Genomic DNA, 15,938 nt, shown 5'->3' with positions numbered 1-15,938 from the left:
AACAGCTTTTGCCTCCCCGCCTGTTTCTACCTAGCAGTCCTAAACCATGAAAAAGCCTTTCCTGGCTACCTATAAGGGTGGCCGCTGCAAACTCGTGCCTGAACAAAACAAGCGCCCTTTCCTACCGATCTTTGCGCCCCTTGCGTACGCGATCTGGAACGCACTCTTGCTTACGCCGATTGCCGCCCAGGCGGACATGTCGCAGGGGGCTGGGCAAGCCAGCGGCGATTTCGCAAGGTTCGATATGCAAACCCTTAAAGCACGCGGCATTGACCCCAAACTGGCTGATTATTTTCGCGAGCCCGCGCGGTTTACGGAGGGCGCGCACGTAGTTTCACTGGTGGTTAACGGGGTCAAGCTGGGCAGAGTGGAAGCCCGGTTCGACAACCACGGAGAGCTGTATTTTGACGAGGCATTGCTGACCAAGGCCCGTCTGAGGGCTCCCGGTTCGCAGTACGTGCTGAGTTCAAAGAACGCCACCGAAAAGCGTTATGACTTTGTGGCGGCGTACCCGCAAACCGAGGTCAGCCTGCACCCGAACAAGGATGAGATTTTTCTGGTGGTCCCGCAGCAGGCCTTACAGAGCGATGCGCCCCAGACTACGAACTTCAGCCGTGGTGGCACTGCTGCCCTTTTCAACTATGACGTAATGGCCATGCGTTCGGAATTTGGTTCGCAGTCTAGCGACTACCTGTCGGGCTCGACCGATCTGGGGTTCAACATGGGTGACTGGATCGTGCGCAGTCACCAGCTTTATAGCAAGAGCGACGACAAAGAGAGTTTCGAACATTTATACGCATACGCACAACGCACATTCACCGAGCAAAAGGCCCTGCTGCAGGCCGGGCAGATCAATATCAACAACCCGCTTTTTTCCGGGGGAGCGATTACCGGCGTGCAGATACTGCCCGAAACGGCGCTGATGGGGTCGGCCCGTTCCGGGGCACGGGTAGAGGGCATCGCCAATGCACAATCCACGATAGAAGTACGTCAGGTCGGTGCGTTGATCTACACCACGATCGTGCCGGAAGGACCGTTCAGCCTGAGCGATATACCGTTGCTCAACAGCAACTCCGATCTGGACGTCAAAGTGCGAGACATCACTGGCGCAGAGCGAAACTTCGTCGTGTCAGCAGCGTCATTTCGCAACGCTGTTACGGTCCGACCTGGTTACACCTTTTCTGCCGGCAAGATACGCAACCAGGGCGCCAATGATGAGGACCAACCCTGGGTGATTACCGGCACCGGCACCTGGAGCCTGAGTGAAAGCCTGACCGCTACTACCGGGCTGATGGCAGCCACTGACTATCAATCCACCGGATGGGGCGTGGACACCAACCTCGCAAAGGACACCAGCCTGAGTGTGCGTAACCTCTACTCCCACACAGCCAAGGAAGACGTAAAAGGCACCCAGGCCAGTGTCACCTTGAGCACGCGTTTCACCGATACCGTGTCGGGCAGTGTGTCGGCTACCCAGCAGACCACCGGCTATCGAGAACTGTCCGACACCACATTGCATGCTGATGACGATTGGTACAACCGCCGCTACAAGAGCCAATACAGTGCCTCGCTGGGCTGGTCCAATAGCACGTTGGGCAGCTTCAACGTGTCCATTTCACCCAGCCGTACCTTCAATGGCGACTCTACCAACCGCCTGGTGGGCTCCTGGGGGAAAACGTTCAAACATGCCACTGTGTCTGCCACCGTGGAAACCGCATTAAGCGGCTCTTCCAACAGTCAGGGTGACAGCGACGACGCAATCTACTTCAGCGTCAGCGTGCCCCTGGGCCAGTCCCGTAGCGTGCGCACCTATGCCAGCCGACGCGGCGACAACCAGCGTTTTGGTGCAACGTATTCCGAAACCATCAATGACCAGTTCAATTACCGCCTTAGCACCGAGAGTACTGGAAACCGGGGTGACAACTATTCTACCGCCAACCTCTCGGCCATTCCTCGCTTCACCAGCGTGGACCTGGGTTATGCCCAAGGCCCGGACAGCAAGAACTACAACGCCCGAGTCTCCGGCGGCGCAGTAGCACATCAAGATGGGGTGACCTTCTCGCCTTATCCGGTGCAAGACACCTTCGGCATCGTGGACGTCGGCGACCTGTCCGGGGTCAAGGTGTCGACACCTTATGGCCCGGTATGGACTGACTACAAAGGCAAAGCAGTGGCGCCACAACTGAGTGCCTATCGAGATAGCCGCGTCGAGGTGCAAACAAAATCGCTGCCGAAACGGATCGACCTACAGAACGGCTTCCAGAGAATTGGCGCCGGCCGTGGTTCGGTGAGTCACCTCGACTTCAAGGTCATCAAGGTTCAACGCATCCTGATTAACGCCTCCGACACAGCAGGACAACCGCTGCCCAAAGGTTCTTCGGTACTTGATGACAAAAACCACTTCCTTACGACGGTCCTGGACAAGGGCGTCATCTTTCTTTCTGACCTGGCCCCTACTGAAGTACTGAGGGTTTCTCTCACTGATGAAAAGTCCTGCCTGCTGAAGATCGACTTCCCCAAGGAGACTGACTATGACGCTTTTTACGATGTTGCACCGGCTGTTTGTCATGCGCCGTAGCACCAGTGCAGATTGCGCGCGATGGCTTGGCACTGCGCTTACCCTGGTTGCCAGTAGTACGTTCGCGGCCGACTGCGAAATGCGTTTGAGCAACCCGGAGGTCGATTACGGCACACTTAACCGGAGCGATATGGATATCCGCGGGAGTGCTCCGATTGCCCTCGGAAACCGGCAACTAAACCTGACGGTGGTCTGTCGCGAAGAAACCCGCTTTGGATTGCGGTTTGAGGGACAAGCGGCGGATTTGAATAGCTACCGGTTTGCCGATAAAGGCCATTTCACAATCACGCTGAGTAACGCAACGCTGGATGGAAATACCGTGCAACTCGCTCAGGCTGGCAGTGCCAGGCCGTTATCGCCAACGGAGCTACTGCGCCCAAATGAAGTGGTGACAACTATGGTTCAAGGTCAGCGGGCTGTTGGCAAAGTTTTTTTGGCTCAGGTTGAAATTCAAACGTATATCAGTGACACAGAGACATATGCGCGCGACATCACCGTACTTGAAGGGCTCGGCAGATTGACACTGGATACACAATAGAAGATTGCATATCGACTTTTATTTTTAGGCTTACTCCTAGAGCTTCGCAAACATTATTAATAAGAAAATAGCATCCAGCTGGAATGGAAGCCAGCCACTCTGCCATTGGAGCAGACCTACCTAACTTTTCGTAACGGAGAAATAAAAATGCGTTTCAATCCAAAACTCGCCGCATGGGCCTTCGCCACTACTGCGACAGCCTTTTCTTTGGGTGCACATGCTGCATCGGTTGAGGTAAAAGTAATTGGCACTATTATTCCGAACGCCTGCACTCCGACATTGGCGGGTGGTGGCACTATCGATTACGGCACACACAGTTCTACTGACTTGAGCACAAACGATTTTACCCTGTTGCCTGAAAAAAATGTTGCGTTCACTATTGTTTGCAATGCACCGACAAAAGTTGCGCTGAAGGCTATAGATAATCGTGCGGGCACACGAGTCCCTGGAGCAGTAAAGAAAATCAGGCCAGCCTTGAATGAAATCGGTGCCTTTGGTTTGGGCAATGCGTCCGGAAAAAATATTGGTGTTTATGCGATGACCTTAGCCGTAAATGACTTCACTGCTGACGGCGCCCAAGTTGAATCAACCTTCAGCAAAGACTCCGGCACTACATGGCTAAACTCAAGTTCAGGAGGTATTGCAAATGATGGTTCAGTTCTCATGTCATGGTCGGCAACAACTGCTGGCGCTCCAATCGCATTCAAGACTCTGTCAGGTACTTTAAACGTGCAGGCCGCGTTGAATAAAGGTTCCGAACTGGATCTGAGCAGCGATGTGTCTCTGGACGGTTCAGCCACGCTAGAGTTAGTCTATTTGTAATACAAAATCGGCCCGTAGCGTTTATTCGCTACGGGCTTTTGCCCCACGCTATTTCTCTACTCATTCCCGGGCCTAACAATCTACTTCAGATGGCGACTTAAAATTCCAAATGTATTATCGATTGCGTAACGCCAGATATTATCATGCCCGCGACATATAACATCGGTCGCAGTACCCCCTACGTTTATTATCGTTCCGTCCTCGCTGACACCACTAAGACTCCAATCAGAAATTTGCAAAGCCATATCGCCATAGACAAACAAATGTCGCCTGGTACTGCATACAGGAAATCCGAGGCTGAAGAACCCTTCCAACTCAAGGGCAATGGCGTCTTTACCACGATGCATTTTCCCCGCCGCATCAATCATGATGCTGTCGGCGTGAAATAATCCTAACGCTGCATTGATGTCTAGCGAGATAGATCATCTTCCATAATAGAGAAAAACTCCTCGCCGTTCTCGAACCTCCGCTTTTTTCTGAGATCATGATTTTCCTTTTACAGGTTTCATGTAGTTGCCGCCAACAAAAAAACTCACAGATAATAACTTGTGAGCTTTCTCAAATTCAAGAATGAACCTACGGACATGCGTAAAACTTCACAGGCTACTCTAGTGTCTTCATTATCTTGAACAACCCATTGTTAGAGGTTATTCCTAGTTTGCGAAAAGCTGTGGCCTTCTGCGTACTGATGGTTTTTATACTACGGTTGAACTTCTCGGCGATTTCCGTGATGGTCATGCCGTCGAGATAACAGCGGATCACCTCCTGCTCACGCGCCGACAGTAAAGCCAATTGCAGCACGTTAGTGTCACTGCTGATTAATTGAGGTGAATTGTCACTTTGCTGGATGCCATCGACTACTTTATAAGAAGCTTCTGCACTTAGGTAAACAGCTCCGGAAGCAACCACCCGGATAGCCTTGGCGAGGCATGTCAGATCCTCATCCTTGCCAATGAATCCGCGCGCTCCAACCCGCAGGGCCAGCGAGACAGTGGCCGGATCGTGGTGAGTTGACAGCACCAGGATCCGGCAGGCAGGAAAGCGAACCCGCAAAGCGCGAATCAGTGAAACACCATCAAGCTCGTCGCGACCGAGAACGAAGTCCAGCAAAAGCACATCGACGGGCACTGTAGACATGCCGCGCATCAGTTCCCGGCTGTTTTTATATATCCCGACGACCTCTATACCGGGGGCGTCGCCTAGGTGACTGGCAAGACCTTGGCGAACGACAGCATGGTCGTCGAGTAATGCAACACGTATAGACTTCATGGCGTTCAGACGTCACTCGGTATGGACCAGGTAACTCAAAGACTAAAATGAGAATAGTCAATACTGGTACCTGATCGAGAATTTTTTAAGTACAAACACACAGTTCTGGAAAGTCGCACCCAGGCTTTTGTCGTGCACTATCGCGCGACGAGTCTCAGGAAATCAGCCTGCTCCAATGGAGGGGCCAGAGCCAATCCTTGTCCGGCGCTGCAACCTAGACGGTTGAGCATCTCGATGCTGGATGGGTCCTCAATACCCTCGGTCACCAGATTCAAGTTGAAGTAGCGGGCAAGGTTAACGATGCCGGAAATGATCTCGCTCGATTGTGGCGATTGCTCAGCAATTCCAGCTAACTTTCCGTCGATTTTCATCTCATCGAAGGGTATGTGCGTCAACAGAGCGAGCGTTGCGGCGCCGGCACCGAAGTCTCCGAGCGAAATCAGAAAACCCTTCGCTCGGAGTGCCATGATGGACGCTGACAACACCAGTTCGTTTCCAGGGGTGATTTGCTCAGTCAGCTCGATCTTCAATCGCCGGGCAGGCAAACCGGCCTTGTGCATCTTGATTGCCAACCGGGTAGCCAGTCCGGTGGCACACAGCGTGCGGGCCGAGGCATTTATAGCGATGGGAATGTCTATACCCAGACGATCGAGCGTACCGAGGACTTCAATCACCGCTCTCTCGACATGACTGAACAACAAGAGGCCTAACCCTAACTGTTCGACCATCGGGATCAGGATCAACGGGGGGATGTCGCCGTGGATTGGGTGTTGCCAGCGTATCAGCGCTTCGGCACCGATCACTTGACGACTGGCCAAGTTATATTGCGGCTGCAGCACCACACGTAGATTTTCACCCGACGTTATCACTGACACGACATCGTCTTCGCTGATCAACAACTCAAATCTGTCAGATTGCGACAGCTGCGGTAGCAAGTGTTCGGCAGTCGCAAGCTTTTCGAGTACTTGTAGAAGTTGAGTGGGATGATTCTCGGCAACGATCTCAACCCGTATGCCCGATGCTCTGGCGAGTCGGGCATACGAGGCCAAGGCTATACTGGAAATACCTTTGACGATATCCGTACGGCCCTGCTCGATGGCAGCGGCCGACGAAGTCGCATCATCAAGCGCACTGGCCTTTATGGTCCAGACAATATGGGGAGCTCTGCGTACCCGGCCGTAGGCGTTAAGTTCACCGACCCAACACGGTAGCATCAGACTGTCGACATGATCAGCATGAATCTCGGCCATAACGATGTCTATAGGTTGCTTACGCAGGCGCAGCCTGCTCAGCGACTCAACGTGCTCGATATGGAAAAGACCACTACCGTTCAGGCGCTCTGTCATGCGTAACACATATTGTTCATCGTGGCTTAATACGACCAGATTGACTCGGGGGGGAGGCGTTAGAGTAAGGGGCGAGTTTTTCAACTTGACGATCGCTTCATGAGTGTACTGACAACTCATTTAAACAACGCCTGATCATTTCAGACTATAAGACTGCTCTTAAAAATAATGTGAGATGGCAACTCGTATTCTTATCTCGCTCGTGGCGTGCGAGCAGTACAGTATAATTGACGGCCGCTCATGCCAGCGGTAGGGTTTCGATCAAAAGCGTGAGGTCATTCACTGCTTTCCAGGGGGCATGGCCGTGAGAAAAAACGCAGAAAAATCCGACAGGTCAGCTGTTATCTTCAATATTGACTTTTTCCAACCGAAGTACCAGGTGAAAGCACCATGAAGCGGGGAGCGGCGTTTTGGCCAGCGATTTTATTGGTCTGGTTACCGTCAGTTTTCTCCCACCCTCTGGATCTCACCCCTGAAGAACGCGCCTGGATTGCTGCAAACCCGGTCGTCCATGTGGCGGTCGAGCCTAACTGGAAGCCGATACAATATGTGGAGGACGGTCAGCTCATGGGACTGGCCACCGAGTACATAGACTTCATCGAACACAGCACAGGCCTTCGATTTGAGCCTGTGCCCGACTCGGGTCTCGGTCGAAGGAGGATAGAGAAGTTTCAGCGGGGCGAAGTAGATGTTCTTCCCGGGATCATGCCGATGTTTGCGCAGCAATCGATTATCGATTCAGCCCTCTTCACCAACACCTATTATACGGGCGCAACAATAGTTGTAACACGTAAAAACAGTCAGGCGGTGTTCGATCTACATCGACTAGACGGGCATATTGTTGCCGTCAAGAAGGGCAGCTCATATGAGAGCGCAATCAGAGCACTCTACCCAGCTGTCAAAATCCTTGGGACGAAAACGTCCGAAGATTCGCTTACTGCAGTCATTGACAAGCAGGCTGATGCGGCGCTAGACGTTGCACCTGTGCTGCTGCCTTTTTTACGTAGCAAATATGATGAGGAGCTGTATGTATCCGGTGGGATAGCCCGTTTGCCAATGGAACTTTCCATGGCTGTACGACGTGATCTGCCCGTCTTACGTGACATTATAGACAAGGTGCTAGCATCTCTGACCGCGGAGCAAATCGATGCGATGGTCCAGAACGAGCTCGAGTCGGCCAACAACTATGGCAGGCCGTCGCTAGACGTACTATTGCGCTATTACGGCCTCCAAATGGCACTGGTCTTGACTGGACTATTGTTAATCGCAGGATTTGCGGTTCACGCTAGGCAGCAACGGCGACTGGCCATGCGAAGCGAGAAAGAGAAAACTATGTTTCTGGCCGTCCTCAGCCATGAGATTCGCTCGCCGATGAATGCCATCCTCGCCTCCATGGAGTTGCTGATGCAGCGTCCCGAGCTGCCAGAAGAGTCTCTTCGTTTACTGGCGGTTGCTTCCAGCGGTGCGGAGAACTTGCTGTATTTGTTGGATGACGTTCTGGACATTTCCAAGCTCGAGGCCGGACGGCTTCAACTGGATCTGGGGCCCGTCGATATCATGGAGCTGACCCGCTCAGTTGTGGATTTGCTGGCGCTGAAAGCGAAGAACGGAGTTGAGCTTGAGCTGATACAAGAACACCCCATTGAACCCCATCTGATGCTGGATAGGTTTCGCGTTGAACAGGTGTTGCATAACCTCATCTCAAATGCGATTAAGTTCACGCCTGAAGGTGGCGTGACGATCAGTATACGGTTGGATCCCAGCCCTCCCCCGCTAAACCGGCATCAATTACAAATCCGCATAGTGGATACAGGTATCGGAATAGACGCCGACTCTCTTCAACGGCTTTTTCAACCATACACCCAAGCAAACACGAATACTGCGCGTAAGTTTGGTGGCACCGGGCTTGGCTTGACCATCTGCAGGCAACTGTTGGAATTGATGGGTGGTTCTATAGATCTCGAGAGCGAGCCTGGTAGAGGCTCTATCGCCTCAGTGCGGCTACCCTGTGATATTTACGTTCCGCCGCTCCATCTACAAGAACAGGGCCTATCCAGACAACAATTGGGTGTGCCAGCGACGGAGCGTGTACTCAGGGTCTTGCTGGTAGAGGATATGCCTGCGAATCAAGCTGTCCTCCACGCCCAGCTCGAAGTCTTGGGCTGCAGCCCGACACTCGCACCCGATGGGGAAAAAGCCTTGTTTGCACTTGAGCAAAACACGTTTGACATTGTGTTATTAGACTGTGATCTCCCGAGCATTTCCGGCTATGAGGTGGCCCGCCAGTGGCGAGCCATAGAGTCGTCGCTCGCCCTTGCACCTACGCCAATCATGGCGATCTCCGCATCGACCGATGATGAACACACCACCACCTGCTTCGAAGCAGGCATGGACGGCGTACTGAAAAAACCCATCAAGCTGGGCAAGTTAAGAGATGCACTTCAACTCTGGACAGATTTGTCACTGGCACATATTGATGATGAGGCCGCATTCGTTACAGATGAACGAACAGCTTTCGCGCACCTCTGGAGCGACGTGCATGCGTTACGGGCCGCAGTTGAAATGGCTGACATGGAAGACGCGACTCATTACGCGCATCGATTGTTTGGTGCCTTCGCAATATTGAAACAACCAGATATGGCATCGTTGGCGAAATCAATGGAGGCCCGCCTCAAGGTCGGGTCCTTTAGCTCTGTACAGACGGATCTTCTCACATTGGAGCAGCTACTGGGGCAATGTGCGTCATCCACAGGATCAGACAGAATTTCACCATGAGAGGATGATCGAACTCCTTTTAATCCCATTCCGATAGTCTGCACTCTGCACGACTACGTACAGTATTTGGCATCAATATATTTCTATGGGCAGATACGATGTCATCGAATCCGATGCAGACGGAGCATTACAAAACTTTGCCTCAGGTGCTGATTGTAGGAGCAGTTGACGTTATCGGCTACAGCCCATCTTTCACCTACGAGGCGCAGTTCGTAGCGAACTTGAGTGCAGCTGCAATCGTACTGGCCACGCGACGGTTTGACGTCGTGCTGAACAGTATCTCGGCGGAGCGTGCCGAGGGGCTAGCCTTGCCGTCATTGCTGCTGGATCTTAGGCGGCAATGCATATTGTCGAATTTGCCTGTTGTCATATGGTACAGCGCACAGGAGCAGGATTCCCTGGAATGGCATGTACGAGTAGCCGGACGTGCGGGTGTAAAAGTCCTGCTCTTCGACTTGGCTAGTGCAAATATCGATATGAATGTCGCCTGCGCGCTCTTGGAGAGCACTCATGTCGGGCCAGGCCAGCACAGCAAAAATCAAGCGCCCAGCGCAGTTGAGCTGATGCGCGCCCTGATGGCCAATATCGACCTCAGAATAGTGCTGCAACCACAACTCAACCTGCAAACCGGCGAGATCGTAGGTGCCGAAGCGCTGGCGCGTTGGAACCATGTATCCAAAGGCAATATTGCGCCGGCAACCTTTGTGCCGTTGGCGCGCCAAGCCGGTGTGGAGCTACTGCTCTTCCACACAGTGCTGACTAGAGTGATTGCGCTGTTGAGCGATCTGCACCGTCAGGGTATTGCGGTGCCGATAGCCGTAAATGCATCAGCCTCGATATTATCCACGACTGGGATTGGTCAATCACTCGCGCGAAGGCTTCGAGAAGCAGACGTGCCCACTTCACTGCTCACGATCGAATTGACGGAAGATGTGCCAGTTCATGATTGGCTTGCCTTGTCGATGGAGTTGGGTTCTCTGCGCATGTGGGGCTTTCCGATTGCAATGGACGATTTTGGTTGTGGCTTTGCTTCGATAGACCTGTTGACTCAAATGCCATTTTCCAAACTCAAAATTGATGGCCGCTTCGTACAAGGTATGGCCGATGACTGCGGCTGTTGTGCGGCAGTCTGCGCGGCGATTTCGATAGGCCAGGCCATGGACCTGGATGTCATCGCCGAAGGGATTGAATCTTCGTCGCAGGTTGAGGCGTTGCTCAAGCACGGGTACCGCACGGGACAGGGCTTTGCCTTGTCGTTACCTCTGGAGGTGGACGAATTCATACGCGCGCTCGCCACCGGAGCCTGAGAGCTATTACGGCGACGACGTATTCGAGCAACTGCGCCTGACGCTCGAAGAGTGGCAGATCAGTGTCTCGCTACTACCCGCCGGTCGTACCCCCTTCCCTGTACACCGCAAGCCACCAGTTATCCCGGTATCGGCTCCAAAGCCCGGCAGTAATCCGCGAATCAGGCTGGGCAAGTAGGCTCACCATGGTCGAGGCCCTGGAGCAGGCGTTGGCTGTACAGGCTCGCCTTGCCATCGCGCCAGGTCAGAGTTAATACATATAGCGTGTCGAAATCATCACGCCTCCAATCCTCGGCGATCATCCCCTCCTCACCAAGGGCCTTGCCTGCTACGGCATTGATCAGTTCCGGGAGGTAACCACGAGACCAGGCGGTGTAGACCGTCGCGTTGTGATATTTCTTGCGCAGTAGCTCGTCCGCCAGTTCGTCAGTGTCGTTTGCCCCAAAGTCGATATTCACCGACAGGCCAAGGCGGATGGCGCTGGGGCCGATAGTCATCAGCGGGCGAATATAGCTATAGCGTTGGTCCTGACGCCCCTCCTTAACATATCGCAAGGGGTTGGCAGCGAACACGTAGTCGGCTTTGCCGAAACGCTCAGGCAGCATTATAGCGAGGTCCAGGGCGCGATTGAGCCCTTGGCAGTTCAACTGCCCCAAGCCCTCGCTGGGTTTTTCGGCGTGGCGCACGAATACCAGAGTCTGGGTGCCGTCCGTCGGTTTGACCTGACGTTCACTCCCCACTAGGGATGGCTGCACGGTTATGGCGGCAAGTCCCAGGATCGGCACCACGTGACGAAGGGACAGAAAGACAGATTTAAGGCGGGGAGGTAATTTATCCAACTTGAATATCGCTTGATGTTTAATAAGACAACATACTTAAGCAAAGACCATCATAGGGTTCTATAGGACTACACCTAAATTTGCTGCTTTGAACCGATGGCGACGAATAAACAAACATATCAGCGCGCACTCTGCTCAGGTGGAGCGAGCACTGCCATGTCGGCCGGAACGCACAGGAATCAACGGCTCATCAAAACCGGTATAAGGTGTTCCGATAGGAACTGTCCCGCCCTCCTCATCCATAAGTCGACTATTACGCATCGGATGCCAGAGAGTAGGTTTTAATGCTGCCTTCAAGTGTCAACTGTGGCTGTAACTGTCATCGCCGCCCGGAGTCAGCACAGGGATACTCCTGATCAGGAGCGACAATTGTAAACCTGTGAGTCAATTTTGCGCAGGGCTGTTTATTCCATGCATCACTGTGGCGAGGGAGCTTGCTCCCTCGCCAAAGATTATCGCTGGACAACTTCCCTGGGTTAGAAGCGGAAGGTAAAGCCCGCGTTGATCCCGTTGTTGTTACCGCGGTTGGACAGCAAACCGCTATAGCTCAACGACACCAGCGTGTCCTGGGTCAGGGCCATTTCCGCACTGGCCTTGATCACCGCACCATCACGGGCCACCGGCACGCTGTTGACGGCAAAGGCGGTGTCACTGCCGGCAAACTTCAGCGAAGCTTCACGATCGGTATTACCGAACTGATGTTCCCAACCCAGCTCACCGCGCAACGTCACGGCCGAGGTCGAGCTGACCGGCAATTGGGTATGCGCGCGCAGGCCCAACGTCGAGAGCGTGGCATCCTGGCTTTGCTTACTGGCATGCAGGGCTGCGGCGCCGCCTTTTTCCTTGAACAAATCGCTCTGATGGTTCAGGTAGGTCAGGTTGGCGAAGGGTTCGAACAGGCTCCATTGGGTGTAACCGATTTCGCCGAACACCTGGTCAGTGCGAGCACTGTAGTCGGCCTTGTCGTAGTCCGACTGGTTGGCGTACGTCACACGCCGCGAGCTGTCGATACGGTGCCAGGTGGTGGTGGCGCCCAAGCGCAGGGCGACGGCGTCGAAGCGTTTACCGCCGTAGACCGACAGGTGATAGTTGTCGCTGTCAGCCGATGCCGAGGCGTCGCCATTGAGGTGACTCTGGGTGTAGCCGGTCGCTGCGCCCAAACGCCAGCCGTCGCCGACCTCGGTGTCAAGGCCCAGCAGCACACCGCTGGTGGACGAGGAGTAGCCACTGGCGTTGTTGTCACCGCTGACGTTATTGCGACCGCCCAGCAGTTGCACCCAGCCGCCGTTGTCGCTGGCCTGGATCTGCGCGCTGGAATCCAGTGCCTGAGCCTGTTGCAGGCGGCCGTTGACGGCTTCGCGAATGTAACGACTGTCGGCCATTTGCGCCGCCGCCACATCCGAGTGCAGTTGCCCCGAGAGTTGCTTGAACGCTTCCCGCGCCTGGGCCGCCGAATCTGACGCCAGCAGGCTTTCATACACCGGGCTGCCGGCGCCCAATGTCTCGGCCACCGTCGCCACTGCACGTTCGTTGCGCGTTTGCGCAACGCTGGCGAAGGTCGTCTGGTTGCGTGCTACCGCCAGGGTCAGTTGGTTAGGTTGGTAATTGAGCTGGGTACCGATGAACAGGTAGTTGGGCGAAATCGCCGCAAACTGGCCATTGATGCCTTGGCTGGCACTGAGGATGTTGAACTGCTGGCCCAGCAAGCTACGTGCCTCGGTGGCGGTCAACAGGTTGGGACTGTTTTCCAGGGAAACCGTCACCACACCATCGTTGAAGGTGGCGACACCGCTGCTCTGGATCTGGTCGCTGCGACCATTGGGCCCCACTTCCACGGCGTACACCGAGCCCGGGTTGAACGTCACATCGCCGGTATGCAGCGTGCCGATCGAATGACCTGGCGCCACACGGCCGCCAGTATTGACGGTCAAGGCCCCGACCGTGCCGTTGCCAGCCAGTGTGCCACCCAGGGTGGTTGTCACGCCGTTGTCCGCGTTCACGGTGCCTAAGGCGCTGCCATCCACGGTCACGGCAGAGGTCAGCGAGCCATCGACCGAAAGCTTGCCGCCGCGCACCCAAGTGCTGCCCGAGTAGGTGTTCTGGCCTTCCAGCACCAGTTCACCGTCCCCCGACTTGGCCAGGCTACCGACATAGGTCGTGCCGGTGAGCAGGTCCTTGGCACGCGCCAGCATAGCCAACTCCCGCGCGTTGCCGATTTCATATTGGAACTGATCGTCAGCCGAGGCATTGGCCGGCAGGCCGTTGAGCCAGCCTTTTTGCTGTTTGGTGGCCGCCCAGGTTGCCTGCTCGGCAGCGTCTTCTAGCCGACGGGCGCGGATCGCTTCATCGGAAATCGGGTTAGCCCAGATGTCACGAGTACCGGTGGGTAAGGCCACCGCCACCGAATCGAGGAACTGCCCCGGCCCCTGCATGGCTTTTTGCAGGTTGGGCAAGCCCCAGCCACTGACCACTCCCGGTACCTGCGGCGTACCCCGCGCAGCGTCGTGCACCGGTTGCAGTTCGCCGTAGGTGCGGCCGCCGTACAGGGTACCCACGGGCGTGTCCAGACCGTCCGGCGCTTGCAGGCTGGAGGTGGTCAGCAACACATCGCGGGCCTGACTGGCGGTCATGTAAGGGAAGCGCTGAATCACCAGCGCCAACGCCCCGGAGACGCTCGGCGCGGCGGCCGAGGTGCCGTTGGCATTTGGGATAATTTCGCCTTCCGGCCCCGTGGATGGAATCCCCGAAACGCCCATCACACACCACCACTTCGACGTGCCGCAACGGTTGTAGACCTGAGCGCTGGTCTCGTCGTAACCGGTGATCGAAAGGAATTTGGTTTCGATATCGGGTTTGAAAAACGGCAGGTTGGCGTTGGTATCCGGGTTGGCCCCGTGGCTGTCGTTACCCGCAGAAATGATCTGAATGAACGTGTTTTGCCGTGCTGCGTCGGCCATCGCGTCCATCCAGGTTTTCTTCCCGACGTGAGCCTTGTCCCAGAACGGGCGATAGGCGGCGGTCATGTCTCGCAGGTTGTCGGCCGCGCTGTCGCCGACGTTGCCGAAGTGGTTCTCCACGTCGTTGCGCGAGTTCTGCCCCCAGCTCTGGTTGACGATCGAGACATTCTTGGCGGCCAAGGCGTTGTAGCTGGCCATGAACGCGTTGTAGTCGAGGTCGTTGGAGCCCTGGAAGCGGTTGTCATCAGTGCCGCCGGTGTTGGCGACAAACAGGTTCGCGTCAAAGGCAATCCCGTGCATACCGGTGCCATTGCGACTGGCGCCCAGTACACCGGACATCTCCGTACCGTGGCCGTCGTTGATCACCGGGTCGTATTCGCCGGAAATACTGAAGCGCTCGCCCTTTTGAAATTCGCCGTCCGGGGTGTCGTGGATATAACGCGGGTGAGTGGCGTAGTACTCACCCGCGGACGTCACCGCCTGCACCCGGTCCTGGCCCTGGGCGTTCTTGCCCTGGAACTCGAAGTGCTCGGTGAGGATGCCCGAGTCCAGCACGCCGACATTGACGCCTTTGCCGGTCATGCCCAAGGCATAGGCGTAATACGCGTTGGTGCGGTCCAAACCGGAGTTGACCTGGGCTTCTGGGGTTTTCCAGGTTTGCGCGTTGGCGCTCCAGTCACGCGTCACGGCGGCCCAGGACTGGCCGGCGTTCAGTTGCCCGTTCAGGTTGCTGCTGACGCCCGGCTCTACATAGACATAGGGCTTGGCGGCGGGCAGATTGGCGATGATGGCCTTGGAGAAATCGAGAATACTGATGGTGTAGCGGCCACTGTTGCTGAAGAGCTGGCTGCGGTAGGAATCCCGCCACGAGGTATAGTCCAACGGCCGTTTGGTATCGCCGAGCATGGCGCCGATGGTCAGGTTTTCCGGTTGCAGCTCGTAGTTCTGCTTGAGTGCCGAATCGAACTTGCCGGACTGGGCCGCAAAGTCCTTGGCCGCAAGATCGACGATAGCCGAAGAGGCAAACCCCAGGTCCTTGAAGACATCGGTGTTGCGATCAAACGAGGCAACTGCTTTCCTGAACGCAGCTTCAAGCACCTGAGACGTATAGGGATTATTGGCTGCTGGCGCTTCTTGCGCAAAAGCCACGCCTGCCTGGCTCATCGACAAGGTAACAGCCCAAGTGATGGGTGTGAGCCTCCATTGTCGTGCTGTGAGTAGATGTTTTTTTATACGGCTTGAATCATGATCTGAAATACTCATTCTGCTCCCCTCGAACATGTAATTAGTTCTAAATGCGTGTCATCGGTTTTTTATTTTTTATAGGCAGAAAGTAACTTGATCATTTCGGGCTTCGAGCTCCGTATTAACATATTTATCACTGGTCAGCACTGCGACTTTTTTGTGCGGGCAACCAAGAAACGGGGCGCCACTTGGTAACTTCAATAGCGCTTTTGTCGCTGCAACAGGGTTTGGCTTGAAATAAAATTCTGTAGTTATAATTTCC

Annotated in this window: 9 protein-coding genes; 5 read left to right on the top strand and 4 right to left on the bottom strand. The window is 54.9% G+C overall.

What is annotated here, in order from left to right:
- Positions 1-46: 46 nt before the first annotated feature.
- From AC07PQ_RS21315 to AC07PQ_RS21305, 3 genes are all read left to right on the top strand, one after another.
- A complete protein-coding gene (locus AC07PQ_RS21315; protein ID WP_493186287.1) occupies positions 47-2,578 on the top strand; it encodes a fimbrial biogenesis usher protein in 2,532 nt (843 codons plus the stop codon).
- Positions 2,532-3,116: a DUF1120 domain-containing protein gene (locus AC07PQ_RS21310; RefSeq protein WP_007925611.1), complete on the top strand. Its 585-nt coding sequence runs from the start codon at positions 2,532-2,534 to the stop codon at positions 3,114-3,116. The genes AC07PQ_RS21315 and AC07PQ_RS21310 overlap by 47 nt, the downstream gene beginning before the upstream one ends.
- A gap of 147 nt (positions 3,117-3,263) precedes the next feature.
- The gene (locus AC07PQ_RS21305; RefSeq protein ID WP_457385351.1) at positions 3,264-3,938 is read left to right on the top strand and encodes a DUF1120 domain-containing protein; all 675 of its coding nucleotides are present in this window, start codon (positions 3,264-3,266) and stop codon (positions 3,936-3,938) included.
- Positions 3,939-4,541: 603 nt separating this feature from the next.
- Here the strand turns inward: AC07PQ_RS21305 and AC07PQ_RS21300 are convergent.
- Both AC07PQ_RS21300 and AC07PQ_RS21295 read right to left on the bottom strand, forming a co-directional pair.
- Entirely contained in the window at positions 4,542-5,207 is a 666-nt protein-coding gene (locus AC07PQ_RS21300; protein ID WP_493186288.1) for a response regulator transcription factor, read from the bottom strand.
- Positions 5,208-5,344: 137 nt separating this feature from the next.
- A complete protein-coding gene (locus AC07PQ_RS21295) occupies positions 5,345-6,673 on the bottom strand; it encodes an EAL domain-containing protein (RefSeq protein WP_007925601.1) in 1,329 nt (442 codons plus the stop codon).
- A 270-nt stretch (positions 6,674-6,943) separates the two neighbouring features.
- Between AC07PQ_RS21295 and AC07PQ_RS21290 the strand changes: the two genes are divergently transcribed.
- Both AC07PQ_RS21290 and AC07PQ_RS21285 read left to right on the top strand, forming a co-directional pair.
- Positions 6,944-9,328 carry an ATP-binding protein gene (locus AC07PQ_RS21290; RefSeq protein ID WP_493186289.1) on the top strand — a complete coding sequence of 795 codons (2,385 nt, stop codon included), beginning with the start codon at positions 6,944-6,946 and terminating at the stop codon, positions 9,326-9,328.
- 98 nt (positions 9,329-9,426) lie between these two features.
- Positions 9,427-10,635, top strand: coding sequence for an EAL domain-containing protein (locus AC07PQ_RS21285; protein ID WP_007925598.1), 1,209 nt, complete (start codon positions 9,427-9,429; stop codon positions 10,633-10,635).
- A 161-nt stretch (positions 10,636-10,796) separates the two neighbouring features.
- Here AC07PQ_RS21285 and AC07PQ_RS21280 read toward each other — a convergent pair whose 3' ends face one another.
- Both AC07PQ_RS21280 and AC07PQ_RS21275 read right to left on the bottom strand, forming a co-directional pair.
- A complete protein-coding gene (locus AC07PQ_RS21280) occupies positions 10,797-11,411 on the bottom strand; it encodes a histidine phosphatase family protein (RefSeq protein WP_370686824.1) in 615 nt (204 codons plus the stop codon).
- 539 nt (positions 11,412-11,950) lie between these two features.
- Positions 11,951-15,595: an autotransporter domain-containing protein gene (locus AC07PQ_RS21275; protein ID WP_493186290.1), complete on the bottom strand. Its 3,645-nt coding sequence runs from the start codon at positions 15,593-15,595 to the stop codon at positions 11,951-11,953.
- Positions 15,596-15,938 lie beyond the last annotated feature (343 nt).

This window comes from Pseudomonas sp. GW821-FHT09E12 (genome assembly GCF_059416085.1).
The sequence above is the reverse complement of the archived record's forward strand: the minus strand, read 5'-3'. Positions and strand labels throughout refer to the sequence as shown.